Here is a 17,060-nt window from a genome sequence, read left to right on the forward strand (position 1 = left end):
ATATGGCGCAGTTATTGCTAAATTATTAAGGCAATGACTAGTCACAATTTGATAGCCAGTTCACACGCTTTTGAAATCGCTTGCTCAGTGACATATCGCCGCCACATAAAAGACTTAAGCTGGTCTCGGTATGCACCATCAAAATAAGGGATCACATCACTATGCAACAACTTGACGGCCTAGATGCTCTCTTCACTCTTAACGAGCGCCAACACGCACCGATGCATATTGCGGCCCTGCTGATTTACAAAGCCAAAACCACCAAACACAAAACTTTTTTACAGCAGGAAATACGTCAAAGTATTAGGCAACGCCTGTCGACATCAGCCATCTTTCGGCGACGTTTGTTTACCGTTGCCTACGGCATGGATCATCCCTATTGGATTGAAGATCAAGACTTTGATTTAGATCAGCATGTGTTCAGCCATTCAATAAAGAGCCACAACGGCGATCTGCAAAGCCTTTTAACGAGACTGCATGCGCAGTCTATGGATATGAGTCGCCCACTATGGGAAGTACACATTATTCACGGCCTAGGAAATTTAAAATGCTACGAAAAAGGCAGCTTTGGCCTGTATATGAAAGTTCATCATGCAGCGATGGACGGAGTATCTGGCACCGACATTCTCGCCGCCCTACACAATTTAGAACCTATCGCTTTTTCACCGGATCACACGCCATCAAAGATCGACGATTGGCAGGCAGACACGCCACCATCACAGTGGACATTGACTCGCCAAGCCTGTCTCAACAATCTTCGTAAACCGCTAGATCTGGCATGGCAGACACGCAAACTTATTCCATCTTGGAAGCGCGCAACCCAGCAGGACGATGGCAGCCACCGCCCTGCGATAAGCTGGCAAAAATCCCCCTTCAACAGCCGCATAGATGCCCAGCGCGATATTTTATTGCTGCGCTTTGATTTTTCTCGGCTGCGTCAAATCCGTCGCCACTACCCCAAAACCACCGTCAATCATGTCATTCTCAGCATTGTCGGCGGCGCGCTGCGGCGTTATCTCATTGCGCTTAACAGCTTGCCAGATAACTCACTGGCATCAATGGTGCCGGTCAATGTACGCGATCGCCAGAGCGGTTCGGCGGGCAATGCCATCAGTATGATGATTTCCAATTTACGCACCGACATTGAATGCCCACTCCAGCGCCTACTGGCGGTACGCGACGCCTCAAATAGTGCCAAGCAGGTATCGAGCAGCATTGGCCGCGGCGCTGTTACCTCTCTCGTTAGGACGATGCCCAGCGGTTTGGAATCATTTGCCCTGCGCACGCTGTCCGCCTTGTCGTATTGGCCCGGTGGCGTCGCACTACCGGCCTGCACCATTGTTAGCAATGTGCCAGGGCCGCCAGTTCCGCTGTATTTTAATGATGCCAAATTGATCGACATGCTCGGCCTTGGCCTTGTTATTGACCATTTAGGCTTATTCCACGTCGCCATGAGTTACAACGGCGTGATGACCCTGTCGGTGCTCAGCAGCCCTAGCGCACTTAAAGAACCAGAGCTGTACCGACGCTGCTTAGAGGAGTCTTATGCTGCCTTGGATGAGGCGATCAGCCGCGAACACGCAAACAGTCGCCCCGGCAAGCGAGCCTGAGGCACAACGTTGCTACGCAAACGGCAACGAACTATCGATTTCCAACTAGATATCAGCTTAGACGACGTCACGAGAATATTGAGGTATTTAGAAACGTCGCCGTTCTCTATAAACCCTAAGAAGCAAAGTTGCGGTATCATCTACCTCGCGGCTAGACCGTCAGAAATAGCTCTGTGTGTAATAAATTTGAGTTCGCCTAACCATGCCCAGCCAACATCTACCCTCGCTGAATTTAATTCGTGTTTTTGAAGTGGCGGCACGCCGAATGAGCTTTAAGGACGCGGCGGACGAGTTATGCGTATCGCCACCGGCGGTCAGTCATCAAATTAGAATTCTAGAAGAAAGCCTAGGGGTCACTTTGTTTAAGCGTGAAAACCGCAAAATATCCCTAAGCGCAGACGGCAAACGCTACTACCTTCACGTAAAGCGAGGCTTGGATTTAATCGATACCGCGACCTTGGCGGTGCGCAAAGAAAAAAAGAAGCGGCGTTTTATTATCAACACCTTACCCAATATTGCCAGTCTGCTGCTGTTCCCTAATATTCACGAGTTTCAGGCCAAACACCCTGAACTAAACATTCAAATCGACTCGGATGTTTCGAGAATTGACCTAGAAAATTCCGAAACCACCGTCGCCATTCGCCACGAATGCGGCAATGAGCCAGAGCTGACTTATCACCCACTGGTGCGTATTGCTTTAACACCTATTTGCAGTCGCGGTTACCTAGCGCAACACCCAAACTTAAAAGACGGCGATTTCAGCGATTGCCGAATTATCAAAATCTCCGGCGACACTTACCAGTGGCCACGCTGGCAAACCCAGTGGAACCTGCTCCCAGCCATGCCCGATGAGCTCGTTGTCAGCACTGTGCAAGCCAGTATCGAGGCCGTAAAAAATAATATTGGTGTGGCTATGGGCTACCTGCCCACCGCCTACCAATTTATGCGTAAAGACAGCGATCTTGTGCTGCCCATGCCCAATAAAGTTACTCCCCACGGCGAGTGCTTTCTGACCTACTGCAATAGCAATGCAGACGATGAGATCATAATAGCCTTCCATGATTGGGTGGTAGAGATCATCACCCAAGAATGGTCGAATAAGAATATCTAAACTGAAAGACGGTATTTTTTCATTTGTCAGCCCCGTGTTTGAGGGGGAAGATACTTGGCAGTCACAACAGAAAAAGTGGTAGCCAAATGCCTTTAGACAGCCCCAATATTTACCAACTGCACTCTAACAGACTGCCTCTCACACCGCGTGAGCATCAGGTACTCAAAGAGCTTGCGCTAGGTAGCAGCAATAAGTTAATTGCAAAAAACTTATCTATCAGCACCTACACGGTTGATGGCTATGTGAAAGAAATCTATAGAAAACTGGGCGTACGCAATCGCTCGATGGCGGCGGTGATGGCACTGCATCACGGAATACTCGACATCAGCTCTCCGGCAATGGCCAGCAGTCAAAAGAATAGCGCCTAAAGTGGGATTAGCGCACAACAAACCAAAGCCGAACGCAGCTGCGCAAAGCGAGGATTTGTTAGCGATATACGTGTAGCGAGCCACCATTATTGGCGAGAATCTTCTAAAATCCCGCGTATTCCCTAATTAAATGCAGCAAAGCTAAATTTTCCCTTGAAATCGCCGAGCAAATCCCCACTTTTAGTGTCACATAAACGAATAAATGACACTCGCTCGGCAAGGGACACCCCCAATGACGGAAAAACAATCTATTGGCCAGTTACGTAACTGGCTGACTTCGCAAATTATTGGCCAGCAAAGCCTGGTAGATCGCCTCCTCATTGCGCTACTGGCCGACGGTCACTTACTCGTCGAAGGCGCCCCGGGCTTAGCGAAGACCAAAGCGATTAAAACCCTGTCAGATGGTATTGATGCCAGCTTTCAACGCATTCAGTTCACCCCCGATTTATTACCCGGCGATGTCACCGGCAGCGATATTTACCGCCCAGAAACCGGCGCCTTTGAATTTCAGTCAGGGCCAATCTTTCACAATTTAGTGCTGGCCGATGAAATTAACCGTGCACCCGCCAAGGTTCAATCTGCTTTATTAGAAGCCATGGCCGAACGCCAAGTCAGTGTTGGCAGCAACACCCTGCCACTACCGCCACTGTTCTTAGTCATGGCGACCCAGAACCCACTTGAGCAAGAGGGCACCTACCCCTTACCAGAAGCTCAGCTCGACCGCTTTTTAATGCACGTCAGTGTGGCCTACCCCAATGCCGCTGCAGAATTAGAAATTCTTCGCCGCGTGCGCGCTGAAGCAAAAGGTGAAATCGACACCCCCTCACCACTCAGCCAAGAAACGCTACTCACCGCACGCAAACAAGTATTAGATTTGCACATGGCCGAAGCCGTTGAGGAGTATATGGTGCAACTCGTTGTCGCCAGCCGCGACCCGAAAGCCCTAGATACCGATCTCGCTAACTGGATCGAAGTAGGTGCAAGCCCCAGAGCAACCATTGCCCTAGATCGCTGCGCCCGTGCCCATGCATGGCTAAACGACAGAGATTACGTCAGCCCCGACGATGTTCAAGCCGTCGCCCACGACGTATTGCGACACAGGCTAATTTTGAGCTTTGAGGCCGAGGCCGATGGCATCCGCAAAGATGAGATTATCGACCGTCTTCTGCAGGTGGTGCCGGTGGCATGAGCAGCCCGCTGCGCAGCGACTTTAGTGCGCCGGTAAAAGGTGCCGTAGTTGATCAGCAAGAGCTGATCCACACCCGTTTTGCCGCCAGCAAACTAAAGGCAAAGCCACGCCGCCGTCACTTTGCCAAACAGGGTGGCAACCACGCGTCACCCTTTAAAGGTCGCGGCTTGGCATTTCATCATGTGCGCGAATACCAAGGCGGCGATGAAATTCGCCATATCGATTGGCGGGTCACTGCCCGTACCGCCAAAGCGCACACAAAAATATTTGAAGAAGAAAAAGAACGGCCAGTTGTACTGTGCCTAGACCAACGCGCCAGCATGTTTTTTGGCAGTCGCCATTGTTTTAAATCAGTGCTCGCCTGCCACGTCGCCGCCACCCTCGCTTGGGCTGGCCTAGAAAATAACGACCGCGTTGGCGGATTAGTTTTCGCCGACGAACATCACCGGGAAGTCCGGCCTCGGCGTAGCCACCGCTCAGTGCTAAATTTTATTCACACCGCGGCGGACTACAATCAAAAGCTAACGCAAATCAAGGTCGCGTCAGGCATAGACAATGCCCAAAGCTTAGCAACCGCATTTGAAGAATTAAGACGTATCACTCGGCCCGGCTCCACCGTCTACATACTCAGCGACTTTGCCGGCTATCAGCATGAGGCAGAGCGTCAGTTACATTTAATTGCCCGTCACAACGACGTGATTGCTATTTCGCTTAGCGATCCTATGGAGGGCAGCCTACCCGCAAATGGTAACTACCCAGTGAGCAACGGTCTCGAACGCTTACAGATGGTGTTAACAAGCTCCCTGCGCCAACAATTTCTAAACCGTCACCAACAGGCCCAGCACGATCTATTGGCCAGCTTTAAGCGCGGTGGCATTCACCATATCGGCCTATCAACAGACGCGGCGTATTTTCAACGTCTACAACGCGGCATGGGGCAAGGGTAAAGATGAATAGCCTTCCTCAAATGAACCCCGCCGCGTCGCCACTAGATCAGCTTGCGGACATTCATTTACCGCCACCCGTCGCCAGCTTTCCGTGGGCACCGGGCTGGTGGGTGCTACTTGGTTTATCACTTATTGCCATGGTCGCAGTTCTCCTTTGGCTGCGTAGTCGCCGTCGTAAAAGTGCCTTTCGGCGCGCGGCACTTCTGGAGCTAGCAGAGCTTAACGCTATCGCAAGCGATCAGAATTTCGCCCAACAGCTCAATCAATTGCTGCGCCGTGTCGCTTTGCACAGCTTTGCCAAAGACGACATCGCCGGCCTCAGCGGTGACAAATGGATGGATTTCTTATACCAAAGCTGCGGCGACAAACCGGCATTTAGCGACACAACGTTAACAGCAATGTTAGCCGCAGCTTACCAGCCGCCTAACGATACCCTCCCTCGCGATGTACTCATTGCCGAAAGTAAGAACTGGATACGTCGTCACCGGAGTCGCCATGTTTGAGTTTCAATGGCCATTAATTTTTTTACTCGTGCCGCTGCCATTACTGGTGCGCTGGCTGTCAAAGCCCCAAAGCCAACACAGTGCCGCCGCATTGCGAGTACCTTTTTTTGCGCAGCTTCGCAGCCTTAGCGGCGAGCATAGCGGGCCAAATCGCAGCGGCAGTTTTTTCAATCTTATTTTACTATGCTTAGTGTGGTTGACACTGCTTGCCGGTGCCGCAAGACCAACTTGGATCGGCGAACCCGTCGCTATGCCCACTACCGGCAGAGATCTCATGCTCGCGGTCGACATTTCCGGTTCCATGAACCAAGAAGACATGGTCATTAAAGACCAAGGTTTGCCACGTATTGCCGTGGTAAAAGCAGTCGTCAATGAATTTGTTCGCCAACGCCAAGGCGACAAACTTGGCTTAATTTTATTTGGCTCTAACGCCTATATTCAATCGCCACTGTCTTTCGATTTAGATACCCTCAGCACCTTAATGAATGAAGCCCAAGTCGGTTTTGCTGGCAAACAAACCGCGATTGGCGACGCAATTGGCTTTGCCATTAAACGCCTTCGTCAACGCCCCGAAAATAGCCGCGTATTGATCTTACTCACTGACGGTGCCGACACCGCTAGCACCTTAAAACCATTAAAAGCAGCGGAGCTTGCCGCCGCTGAAAAAATTAAAATTTACACCATCGGCGTTGGCGCCACCGAAATGAAAGTTCCCGGTATTTTCGGCAGCAACTTTGGCGCCCGTACCGTCAATCCCTCCGCCGATCTTGACGAGGGCACTCTAGAAACCATCGCCACTAAAACCGGCGGCGAATATTTCCGCGCCCGCAATCCGGCCGAGCTGCAAGCAGCCTACGATGCAATTGCAGCACTGGAACCGGTAGAGCAAGAACAGGAAATGCTACGCCCAGAACGCTCCCTGCTGCACTGGCCATTACTACTCGCAGGCGCACTCATGTTGATATTGGCTCTGAGCCGCAACTGGCCCTTTGGCGGCGGCAACGCGAGTGAGGTGTCTGCATGAATATTGCCGGTATCGAACTCCACTGGATTCGCCCCGAGCTGTTGTGGACAGGTATTCCGCTTGTTATTTGTGCGCTTCTGCTTACCCGCCAAGGCTTTCAACAACGCAGCTGGCAAAAACACATTGACCCCAGCCTGCTACCTTATTTATTAGACGGTAAACCCAGCGGTAAGCCCCGCCGGTCTGCGCTGATGTTATTACTTGCCGCCGTACTAACATGGCTGGCCCTGCTCGGCCCAGCATGGGAGAAAGTCCCCTCGCCGCTGCATAAAAACACAGAAGGTTTAGTCGTCGTATTAGACCTATCGCCGTCAATGTTGGCTGAAGACATTCAACCTTCACGTATTCGGCAGGCGCGGTTTAAATTGCGAGATATTTTGCACTCCCGCCGCGACGGTCAAACCGGCCTTGTCGTTTTTGCCGGCGACGCCTTTGTAGTGACCCCCTTAACTGACGATGTGAACACCCTGCTAACCCTCATTCCTGGGCTTAACCCCAGCATGATGCCTATGCCCGGCAGCAACCCGCTTGCCGGCATTAGTCTTGCAAAAGAATTGCTAGATAATAGCGGCGGCAATGGCAGCATTCTGCTCATTAGCGACGGCATCAACAAACAACAACTAAGCAATTTAAAAGATGTGCTTAGCGACATCGACTACCCGCTGTCGGTGCTTGCAGTTGGCAGCGCCGACGGCGCGCCGATTCCACTGCCCGGTGGCGGCTTTGCCCGAGACAATAGCGGCAATATTATTGTGCCGAGCCTCACCATCAGTGAGTTGCAAGAATTGGCCTCGGCGGGTAAAGGCAAATACCGCGAACTCAGCCTTGATGACAGCGACATCAATGCGCTGGCGCTAGATACCGCATCGAGCTTGAACAATAGCGACACCGAAGATCGCAGCGAACGTCATTACGATCAATGGAAAGACGCCGGCCCATGGCTGGTATTGCTACTGCTTCCCCTTGCGCTATTCGGTTTTCGTAAAAGCTGGCTGCCCAGTCTATTGCCCTTGCTGCTCCCTGCCTTATTTGCGGTTCAGCCAAATACAGCCAACGCGTTTGAGTTTAATGATCTTTGGCAAACACCAGACCAACAAGCCGCCGCATTAATGCCAACAGATCCGCAGGCCGCCGCCGACAAATTTGAAGATCCAATGTGGAAAGCAGCTGCACAATACCGAGCAGGTGACTTTGCCGCAGCAGCAGAGTCTTATAGCCAATTTGATAGCGCCGACGCCGATTACAATCGCGGCAATGCGCTTGCCAAGGCGAATAAACTAGACGAAGCCATCGCTGCCTACGAGTCAGCTTTGCAAAAAGATCCTACGCTGAGTGACGCCAGAAAAAATAAAAAAATTCTTGAGGATGCAAAAAAATCCCAGGAGCAACAGCAGCAATCTGGCGATGACAAGGAAAATCAAAGCGGCGACCAGAGTCAGCAAAATCAGGACTCTCAAAACAATGAGTCACAGAGCGAGCAATCGCAGGATCAACAATCGCAAGATCAACAGTCCCAAGACCAGCAATCTCAAAACCAGAATGAGCAATCCCAGCAAGAAGACTCACAAAACCAAGAGCAATCAGATTCTCAAGAAAATCAAAATGCCGATCAAGATAGCTCGCAATCTGACGACAATCAGCAAAGCGAGGCTAACGAGGGCGAATCTGAGCAAGGCGACACAGAGCCGGAGAGCGAGCAAACGCAGGCTGAAAAAGAAGCCGCCGAACAGCGCGACGCCAAATTAGCCGAAGACTACGCGCGCCAAGCCGCTGAACAAAATGAAGCTATGCAAAAGGCAATGCAAGAAAAACAAGATGCCAAACAGCAAGACGGCGACACCAACGAACAAGCTACTGCCGTTATGCCAAGCGATGAACCGCTTAGTGAAGAAGATCAGGCCCGTGAACAATGGCTACGCAAAATTCCTGACAACCCAGGCAATCTGCTACGCAATAAATTCCGCTATCAACATCAGCAGCGAAGTGAACAACAAGGTACTAATGAAGACTATGCACCCTATTAATAACTCTGTTGATCGACCATTTAACGGGAGTGCCGTAATGGCAAATAAATCCCATAGCGTATTTGCTCACTTCACTACCCTGCTTGCGGTGCTCGTATTACTGATAGGCCAAATAAGCAGTGCACACGCAGAGACAAATGTGCGCGCCACCGTCGATCGCAATCAAGTTTCAAGTGAAGAATCTTTTACCCTTTCACTCAATGCAGACAGCATATTATTTTCTGGCGAACCCGATGTAACTGCACTCGAAAATGATTTTCATATTATTAATCGCCAACAGAGCAGTCGCACCAACATTATCAATGGCAAAGTAAATAGCAGCCGCCAGTGGGACTACACCCTAGTACCTAAGCGGGAAGGCATCCTGACCATCCCCGAATTGCCTATGGGTAAATACAAAACTCGCCCCATCACTATGACCGTGAGTAAGGCCGCGAAAGCCCAACAGTCCGGCAATGAAAGCCTTTACATGGAGTCCGACGTCACCCCGCGCACGGCTTATGTACAAGAAGAATTGCAATACACCGTAAAAATATTCACTTCCGTAAACATTTTGGACGCCTCGCTAGACGCCCCAGAACTAGATAACGCGGTGATCGAAGCCGACGGCGAAGAACGCTATCAAACCTTGATTAATGGCCGCTACTTTCAAGTAATTGAACGGCGCTATTCCATCTACCCGCAAACCAGCGGCACCCTCACTATTCCGGCCCTCACCTTACAAGCACGGGTTGAAGGGTATCGTCCGTCTATGCTCGACCCAGGCCGCTTAGTAGTAAAACGCAGCGGTGAACACCGCGTTAAAGTATTACCACCACCAACAGAGTTTAAGGGCTCGGTATGGCTGCCAGCCAAAGAGATCGCATTGGAAGAAAGCTGGAGTAAAAACCCAGACTCATTAAAAGTGGGCGATTCAATTACCCGCACCGTTAGTATTCAAGCCGAAGGGCTTCTCGGTTCACAGCTTCCTGCGCTGCCCACTATTACTTTAAACAATGCCAAGCTCTACCCAGATCAGGCAAAAATAGAAAAAGGCGACGACAAATCCCAGTGGACGGGCATTCGCAGCGAATCGCTGGCAATTATCCCGACTCGCGCAGGTGAGTTTGTATTACCAGAAGTTCGCATAGCGTGGTGGAACACCGACAGCAATAAGGCCGAGTTTGCAGTGTTACCTGAGCGCAAATTTACCGTTGCACCCGCTGTAGCCAACGGCGGCGACACACAAATTACCGCGATTGATTCACCTACCCTAAACGACACGGTGCAGCAAAGTGACGCCGTACTTAGTAGCGAACCAATAGCCAATAAACCCACTCAAGGGCCAAGTAGTGAGCTTGCCAATAATTCAGCGCTATGGGGAGTTATCGCCGTACTGGTACTCAGTAATATTGGCTTCGCCATAGCATGGTGGCGTGGACGGCATCGGATTTTAGCGGCCCCTGCAACACCGTCGAAAGACGACAACAACGAACAAAAAGCTTTTAAGTCTTTAGAAAAAAGCCTAAAAACCAAAGCTGATCACAACGAGTTACGTGCTGCCTTAAGCTACTGGGGACTCTGCTATTTTAAGCGTACGATGACATTGAGCGACTTGGGCAATGCTATTCCCGAATTAAGCCACTTCTGCCAACAGCTAGATGCACATTTGTATTCTGGACAGGGCTTTGCCATCGACGCCAGCGCGGTACTAGATGTACTGAAAAAATATCGCAGTAGTACCGGTAAGGAAAAGCCAGCGCAGCCCGCACTGGCACCGCTGTATCAACGTTAAATCTAAACCTGCCAGCGACTAACTACTTCGTCGCTGGTACTTCCTTATGTTTAAGTACCAAGACCCCGCCTAATACCACGCAGGCAATCCCTACAAGCGTTATCGTGTCGGGAATATGATCCCACACCAGCCAATCCAACAAGCCACTAAACACCACCCCAAAATAACTGATTGGCGCCAAAGCCGCCGCCGACACATAGCGGTAGGCCAAGGTATACATAACAAAACTTAAATAGATCACAACACCCATATACAACAAACCAGGCCAGGCGGACGTTGGTATCGGACTATAATTCCAAAGAAAAAATGGCAGGCTAAACAGCAAAGAAATACTAAAATAATAAAATAGAATACGACTTTGAGGTTCGTGTTGCGCCAATACTCGGGTGCTCACCATCGATATAGCCAACCCCAAACCTGACAGCAACGCCAGTAAATGCCATAAGCTTAGGCCCTCAAAATCCGGTTTAAGCACCAAAACTATGCCAACAAACCCAACGACAAGCGGTGGCCATGTTTCCTTGCGTACACGTTGACTAAACCACAAGAAAAGAATGAGAGGCACCATCAAGGGCGCAGATGAGCGTAGCAAGGTAGCTTCTACCAAAGTAATTTTACTAAGCGCGAGGTAATACAAGTAGAAACACGCGCAACCGCTCACACCCCGCACCAGATGCCATCGCGGACGTGACGTTGCTAAGCCTGAACGACCCGCCCGCAGAATCGACGGCAAGGAAAACAAAAAACTAATACCGTATTGCACAAGCACAATAGTGGAGACATGAACCTCCTGCGACACGTGCTTTCCCACCGCTGCTACCGTGCTTGAAAAGAACACCGTCACCAGAGACAGCAATAAGCCCATCAGTAATTGCTTTCTTTCTAGTGTTAATGGCAAGACAGTCACTCTCAATAGCGTAAATTCGAGGCAAAGTTCAGGCGTACCGCCATTGCTTTGCGCCGCGACACTATAATGAGCCTAATTGACATTGGCTAGTAAGTAAGCAAAAAATCAGAACAGGAGGGCGCAGATCCAAACCCCTTTACCGTAGCAAAGAGGCCGGACCTAACGGGGTCTAGCAGTTACTTCTTATCGGCGCCACATTTAGCTTCGCCGCACTTACCTTCTTTAGCTGCTTTGTCTGCTCCGCATTTCGCTTCGCCGCACTTACCTTCTTTTGCTGCTTTATCTGCGCCGCATTTCGCTTCGCCACACTTACCTTCAGTCGTTTTTTTCTCAGCACCACACTTCGCTTCGCCGCACTTTCCTTCTGCGTCTTTTGCGTAATCAGCAAGCTGATAGCCGCTGCTCATTACTTTCGCCGCAAAGGGGTTGGTATCTGCAACGGCAACGGAAGCCATTGAAGACGCTAGCATGGCCGCACCGAGGGCCGTCATCGCAGTATTTTTCATTGTGTCATCACCTTATTTATAAATTAAAAGATCAAATTGGCCGCTTTAGTGCGACGCTGCCTATAAGAGAATCAACAATCCAAACTGTTACATCACATAGAAAATAAATTTATTCCGCGTGATGTGTAACAAGATTTATCGCCACACGTCTTACAAGCATGAACATGCACCACGATTACCGTCAGCAAAGGGCAGTAGCGCAATCGTGACCTCTATACGGAGTAAACTCTATGGTAGATTTTTTCAATAAAATTCGTGGCATCCAGAATGCCCTTGGTCGGCTAGCGGAGCCCATTGACGGCCTACCGTCACTGGCGCTGCGCCTATATTTAGTACCGGTATTCTGGATGGCCGGCAGCAGTAAAGTGATGCATTTTTCTGATACCGTTGAATGGTTTGGTAATAGCGACTGGGGCCTTGGTTTGCCCTTCCCCTATCTAATGGCCTTTATGGCAACAGCGGCGGAGCTCGGCGGCGCCGTGTTGTTGTTACTGGGTTTGGCGACCCGCTGGATTTCTATTCCACTGGCGGTAACCATGATTGTTGCAGCGACCACTGTACATTGGCATAACGGCTGGCAAGCCATCGCCGACGCCAGCGCGCCCTTTGCGAATGAGCGCGTCGTCGATTCTGTTGAAAAGCTATCCGCCGCCCGCTCCCTATTGGAAGCCCACGGCAACTACGATTGGCTAAGCTCCAGCGGCAATTTTGTGGTGCTAAACAACGGGATTGAATTTGCCGTCACTTACTTAATTATGTTGTTGGCACTGGTGATGATGGGTGGCGGTAGATTTGTCAGTGCGGATTATTGGCTGAATCGCGCCTTAGCCAAGGCCAAATAAGCAATTAATTTGGACGCCAGTGCAGTGAATAGTTGCCTACAGGCAGGAGGATCAGGGACACTAAGTGCTTAATCATAGTTTGGATTAATCTGTGTCACTGCCCGTCGACGATCAACAGCTTATCGCCCGCCTAAAAGCGGGCGATAATTTGGCATTTAAAGCGCTTATTAGCAGCTACCATCAAAAGCTGCTCATCGTGGCGAGGGCCATCGCTGGTGACGTATTTGCAGAGGATGTCACCCAAGAAGCGTGGGCATCGATCTACAAAGCTATTGGCAAATTTGAAGGTCGTTCCAGTCTGTCTACGTGGATGATTCAGATTGTGAGCAATGAGGCAAAGTCGAGACTGCGCCGCGAAAAGCGTCACAGCAGTTTTGGCGACATCGACGAGGTGCGTCCAGAAATTGATTCGGAGTGTTTTAACAACAACGGCCACTGGGTGAACCCACCCTCGCACTGGGATATTAATACACCGGAACTGATGCTTCAGGAGGATCAATTAAGACACTGTATTGAACACACTTTGACGGTATTACCTGAGAACCAAAAAGCAGTATTTTTACTACGTGATGTTGAGCAAACCAGTTTGGATGAAATTGCCGACCTGCTGACGCTCAGCGAAGCCAATGTTCGAGTGATTCTGCACCGTGCGCGATTGCAACTTATGAAAATCATCAATCATTATCAGGAGACCGGAGAATGCTGAACTGCAAGCAATTTACCGATCTAGCCAGCGACCATATCGACCTCCAGCACACTGGTTGGAAGCGTGTTGAGATTCGTTTGCACCTGATGCTTTGTCGCCACTGCCGACGCTTTAATCGCCACCTCAACCGCAGCAGCCAAACTGGTGCGGCTATTGCTCAACAAATTTGGCACAGCGAAACAGCGGAGAGCGAGGCAATTTTTTCGAAAATTATTCAGTCACCGCCAAGTGACAAAACCCCGTAAAACCAACCCAAGAGTCGACACTAGGCAGCAGGCAAATACACTCTGAATTCAGCGCCTGCGCCTTCGTCACCAAGCAGCTTCACTCGACCTTCGTACTCGTCAAGAATACGCCGACAAATTGCCAAGCCTATGCCGTTACCCTCGTACTCCTGCTCATTATGCAGACGTTCAAAGACCCCAAAAATACGGTTGCTATACTGCCGCGCGATGCCAATGCCATTGTCTCGAATATAAAAGCCGACCTCACCACTGTCACAGTCAGCAAGACTACCAACCTCAATTTTAGGCTGCTCTTGATCACGACTAAATTTAATCGCATTTTCTAGCAACTCCGATATCAACTTACTCAAATGTCCAATTGGCACCCTAGCCATGGCATTAAATGTATCGTGCTGCAGAGCGACATTGTACTTTTTCAGTTCGGTTTCGTTTTGTGAAATCGCTTGCTCTAGGGCCTCGTCAAGTGATGCCGGAGTGACATCGGCGACGGTTTGCAGCAGAGAGTATTCACGCAAGTCATCAATCATCGACGTGGTGCGTTTCGCCGATGCCACCATCATGATCAGCCATTTTTCTTCATCTTCGGCCAATCGATCGTTTAAGCGGTCAGCCAATAACTCACCAAATACGGCAATGGAACGCAACGGTTCTTTAATATCCCGCGAAGTAACCATCGCGTACTGCTCCAAAGCGGTGTTTGATCGCTCCAACGAGGCATGATTCTGCTCCAATAGGGTTTTCATTACTCGCGTTTCTGCAAGTTCCTCAGTACGTTCGTCCACTACTTGGCGCAGATCGCGGGACAAACGTTCTACCTCAGCGCGCTGTTTAATATTGTCCGCCACCTCGTCGCGTAGCTTCTGATTCAAATCCAGTAATTGCTGATTGCTAGGTATCGCCAAAGCCTTTGGAATCAATGGCCACACCGCGATAGCCGTGCCGACCGAGGCAATTGCAGTAATTAATTTCACTATGCCGCTTAGCCAATAAGCACCGTGCCAAACATTAAAAATATTGATCAGGTGTGTCGCGCCGCAGGCAAAAATAAAAATCGCAAACATCACGAACATAAAATTAAATTTTAAGTCTTCTCGTTTACGAACCAGATACACCAAGGCAACAGGAATGGTGAAGTAGGCAATCGTAATGAGCACATCGCTGGTGACATGCAAACGGACTAAGTCATCATTCCACAAATAACAATGCCCATGTGGTGGCATTTCTGGGCCCAACAAGAAGTTCATAAAATCTGACATGTCATCAATCCATTGTTCTGTACACGAGTATTCGTGTCGCCTTCGAGTCTATGGCCTGCAAATCCAAATACACCGTTATAACAAGCCTAGCGGCATTACAACATTGTGTATTCCACTTAGCTTAGCTCTATGACTCACTACAGCAACTACTGTCTTGCTCTGGGTATTTTGCCGTTACGTCTTTATACGCCGACTGGATTTGTGACAAATCACTAGAAAAATCACCACTAGGAAGGTACTCGGGAGCCAGCACGACGGTTTTTTTGGCGTAATCCAGCTGTGCGGCCACAATCGGAACGTCAGCACCAACGGCAATGTGGTAAAAGCCGCCTTTCCACTCAGCGACTTTGCTCCGCGTACCCTCTGGCGCGATTATCAACACCATGTCATCGGTTTCATTAAACAAGCCCACCATCTGAGCAACAAAATTGTGATGACTACCACGCTCCACTGCCACACCGCCAAGCCAGCGTAACAGACGCCCTTGCAGGCCATTAAACAAGCTGTGTTTAGCCATAAATCGCGCCTGCCGGCCTAGAGCAGCACCAATGACAACCATCAGAAAAAAATCCCAATTACTGGTGTGTGGCGCAACAATCATGACGTATTTACGCGCCGCGGGTTGCTGACGTGCAAACCGCCACCCCCTCACTATAAACAAGCCCCCCACTGCACCTCGCACTAATTTGAGTAACAATGGGTGATGACAAATGGTTTTCCGCTGAGATACAGACATCACAGATACTCACGAATTTTTATTCTATTTACTGCGCCACTGTTTTGATGAGTTAGCAAGCAACGGCCGCGTCTTATTATTCCAGAAGATATTACACAAAAGATAGGCAATGCGCTTGCCGCCCCTGCTCTGCTCCACTATTCTGAAAAAATAACAACAAACGAATGAGTCCACTCTTGCAAATACGCCCGCACCACTTATTTAGTCTGCTCCTGCTTGCTGCGCAAGCCAACATTTCAACCGCCACCGAGCTTGCGCCCCCAGATGATGGCAGACTGCAGGTTCTGCACAGCCGCTACGCAGCTTTTCCAGCGCATAACCACTATTCAGACACATCCCTACAGGGCGATGGCTACGCTTTTATAAATGACAACGACGAGCTAATCGATACCCTTAAAAATATTTATGACGAAGGATTGGCGCTGCAAGGACGATCTCGAGGCCTATTAGTCATCCCAGGGGACGAAGTCGCGCTGGTGGAACAATTAAAAAATGCGGCAAATGACAAAACCAGCTTTGCCGCCGGCGGGCACTTTGCTTTACTCACCAAACATAAGAATTGGATTATTGTCGGCGGTTCAGAATTTACTGGCAGCGGTCGTTTTATCTACGATGAGGACGACGCCACCCGCTTACGATTTGCCACTGTTGTAGGCCTGTTTTCCTTTGGCCAACTACAATCCCATATGGACGTTTCTGCACTGTGGACTAACTACCTCGGTGTTAATCACCGCTTCAATTTTGAAGCCATGCCCAACACGCGTTTTGGCATTACCACCAAAATCCAGAACATCAGCGTTATCGAACGCAGTATTTCAGTTTCAGAATACGAAGAAGGTAAACTTTTTGACCGCAGCAGAGACGTCGAAAACAATATTCAACTCAACGCCGACTTAGGTATTGAACATCACCTAGGTCCTTGGACGCTTGGCCTACAAATTGACGATATATACCAGCAGAACATAAAAGGCGTCGAGGGCACACGCTACCAACAACGCAGCCGTATCAGTAGTAATATCATTTATACCAATAGCTGGAATAGCTTACGACTAAGCGCAGACCTCACACCGCAAAAGGGCTTTGGCGAACTTTCATCACGCCGACATTATGAGTTAAGCACCACGCTACCCGTAAGCAATAGAGTTGATATTCTGCTCGGATACCAGTGGTTTGACAGTGAAAATGATTCAAACTTGCCATCAGCGGGACTCCGCTACCGTCTCGGCGAGCTACTTAGAATCGACGCGCAATTTAGCTACGCGGGACCACGGGAGTTTGGCGGCGGCGTTAGTCTACAACTTCCGCTTTAGCC

At 49.8% G+C, this 17,060-nt stretch carries 17 protein-coding genes; 13 read left to right on the plus strand and 4 right to left on the minus strand.

Translation table 11 applies throughout. The features are described 5' to 3' along the window. Nucleotides 1-161: 161 nt before the first annotated feature. From GVJ32_RS14665 to GVJ32_RS14705, 9 genes are all read left to right on the plus strand, one after another. Nucleotides 162-1,610: a wax ester/triacylglycerol synthase family O-acyltransferase gene (locus GVJ32_RS14665; RefSeq protein ID WP_159240833.1), complete on the plus strand. Its 1,449-nt coding sequence runs from the start codon at nt 162-164 to the stop codon at nt 1,608-1,610. A 202-nt stretch (nt 1,611-1,812) separates the two neighbouring features. Further along, nucleotides 1,813-2,721, plus strand: a complete 909-nt coding sequence (locus GVJ32_RS14670) for a LysR family transcriptional regulator (protein ID WP_159240834.1) — start codon at nt 1,813-1,815, stop codon at nt 2,719-2,721. A gap of 86 nt (nt 2,722-2,807) precedes the next feature. Next, a complete protein-coding gene (locus GVJ32_RS14675) occupies nt 2,808-3,089 on the plus strand; it encodes a response regulator transcription factor (RefSeq protein ID WP_159240835.1) in 282 nt (93 codons plus the stop codon). 232 nt (nt 3,090-3,321) lie between these two features. Continuing rightward, complete coding sequence (locus GVJ32_RS14680) at nt 3,322-4,278, plus strand: AAA family ATPase (protein ID WP_159240836.1); 957 nt, start codon at nt 3,322-3,324, stop codon at nt 4,276-4,278. Then, nucleotides 4,275-5,225, plus strand: coding sequence for a DUF58 domain-containing protein (locus GVJ32_RS14685; RefSeq protein ID WP_159240837.1), 951 nt, complete (start codon nt 4,275-4,277; stop codon nt 5,223-5,225). Before GVJ32_RS14680 ends, GVJ32_RS14685 begins: the two co-directional genes overlap by 4 nt. A 2-nt stretch (nt 5,226-5,227) precedes the next feature. Then, nucleotides 5,228-5,728 carry a DUF4381 domain-containing protein gene (locus GVJ32_RS14690; RefSeq protein ID WP_159240838.1) on the plus strand — a complete coding sequence of 167 codons (501 nt, stop codon included), beginning with the start codon at nt 5,228-5,230 and terminating at the stop codon, nt 5,726-5,728. Next, nucleotides 5,721-6,752 (plus strand): VWA domain-containing protein, encoded by a 1,032-nt coding sequence (locus tag GVJ32_RS14695; protein WP_159240839.1) that lies wholly within the window; start codon nt 5,721-5,723, stop codon nt 6,750-6,752. The genes GVJ32_RS14690 and GVJ32_RS14695 overlap by 8 nt, the downstream gene beginning before the upstream one ends. Then, entirely contained in the window at nt 6,749-8,776 is a 2,028-nt protein-coding gene (locus GVJ32_RS14700) for a vWA domain-containing protein (protein ID WP_159240840.1), read from the plus strand. The genes GVJ32_RS14695 and GVJ32_RS14700 overlap by 4 nt, the downstream gene beginning before the upstream one ends. Before the next feature lie 37 nt (nt 8,777-8,813). Further along, nucleotides 8,814-10,550 carry a BatD family protein gene (locus tag GVJ32_RS14705; RefSeq protein ID WP_159240841.1) on the plus strand — a complete coding sequence of 579 codons (1,737 nt, stop codon included), beginning with the start codon at nt 8,814-8,816 and terminating at the stop codon, nt 10,548-10,550. Nucleotides 10,551-10,572: 22 nt separating this feature from the next. On the opposite strand, the gene GVJ32_RS14710 is transcribed toward GVJ32_RS14705, so the two are convergent. Together GVJ32_RS14710 and GVJ32_RS14715 are read right to left on the minus strand one after the other, a co-directional pair. Next, a complete protein-coding gene (locus GVJ32_RS14710; protein WP_435808090.1) occupies nt 10,573-11,448 on the minus strand; it encodes a DMT family transporter in 876 nt (291 codons plus the stop codon). Nucleotides 11,449-11,633: 185 nt separating this feature from the next. Beyond that, nucleotides 11,634-11,963, minus strand: a complete 330-nt coding sequence (locus tag GVJ32_RS14715) for an HvfA family oxazolone/thioamide-modified RiPP metallophore (protein WP_159240842.1) — start codon at nt 11,961-11,963, stop codon at nt 11,634-11,636. 230 nt (nt 11,964-12,193) lie between these two features. Between GVJ32_RS14715 and GVJ32_RS14720 the strand changes: the two genes are divergently transcribed. The 3 genes from GVJ32_RS14720 (at nt 12,194) to GVJ32_RS14730 (ending at nt 13,756) form a co-directional block, all read left to right on the plus strand. Then, complete coding sequence (locus GVJ32_RS14720; RefSeq protein ID WP_159240843.1) at nt 12,194-12,805, plus strand: HvfX family Cu-binding RiPP maturation protein; 612 nt, start codon at nt 12,194-12,196, stop codon at nt 12,803-12,805. 91 nt (nt 12,806-12,896) lie between these two features. Next, complete coding sequence (locus GVJ32_RS14725) at nt 12,897-13,511, plus strand: sigma-70 family RNA polymerase sigma factor (RefSeq protein ID WP_159240844.1); 615 nt, start codon at nt 12,897-12,899, stop codon at nt 13,509-13,511. After that, nucleotides 13,505-13,756 (plus strand): zf-HC2 domain-containing protein, encoded by a 252-nt coding sequence (locus GVJ32_RS14730; protein ID WP_159240845.1) that lies wholly within the window; start codon nt 13,505-13,507, stop codon nt 13,754-13,756. Before GVJ32_RS14725 ends, GVJ32_RS14730 begins: the two co-directional genes overlap by 7 nt. A 20-nt stretch (nt 13,757-13,776) precedes the next feature. On the opposite strand, the gene GVJ32_RS14735 is transcribed toward GVJ32_RS14730, so the two are convergent. Next, nucleotides 13,777-15,012, minus strand: coding sequence for a sensor histidine kinase (locus tag GVJ32_RS14735; protein ID WP_159240846.1), 1,236 nt, complete (start codon nt 15,010-15,012; stop codon nt 13,777-13,779). Between the two features lie 127 nt (nt 15,013-15,139). After that, on the minus strand, nt 15,140-15,748 hold the full coding sequence (locus GVJ32_RS14740) for a 1-acyl-sn-glycerol-3-phosphate acyltransferase (protein ID WP_159240847.1): 609 nt from the start codon (nt 15,746-15,748) through the stop codon (nt 15,140-15,142). A gap of 164 nt (nt 15,749-15,912) precedes the next feature. Between GVJ32_RS14740 and traF the strand changes: the two genes are divergently transcribed. Then, a complete protein-coding gene (gene traF, locus GVJ32_RS14745) occupies nt 15,913-17,058 on the plus strand; it encodes a conjugal transfer protein TraF (protein WP_159240848.1) in 1,146 nt (381 codons plus the stop codon). The last annotated feature ends 2 nt before the right edge of the window (nt 17,059-17,060 follow it).

This window comes from Zhongshania aliphaticivorans (assembly GCF_902705855.1).
GTDB classification, from domain to species: Bacteria; Pseudomonadota; Gammaproteobacteria; order Pseudomonadales; family Spongiibacteraceae; genus Spongiibacter; species Spongiibacter aliphaticivorans_B.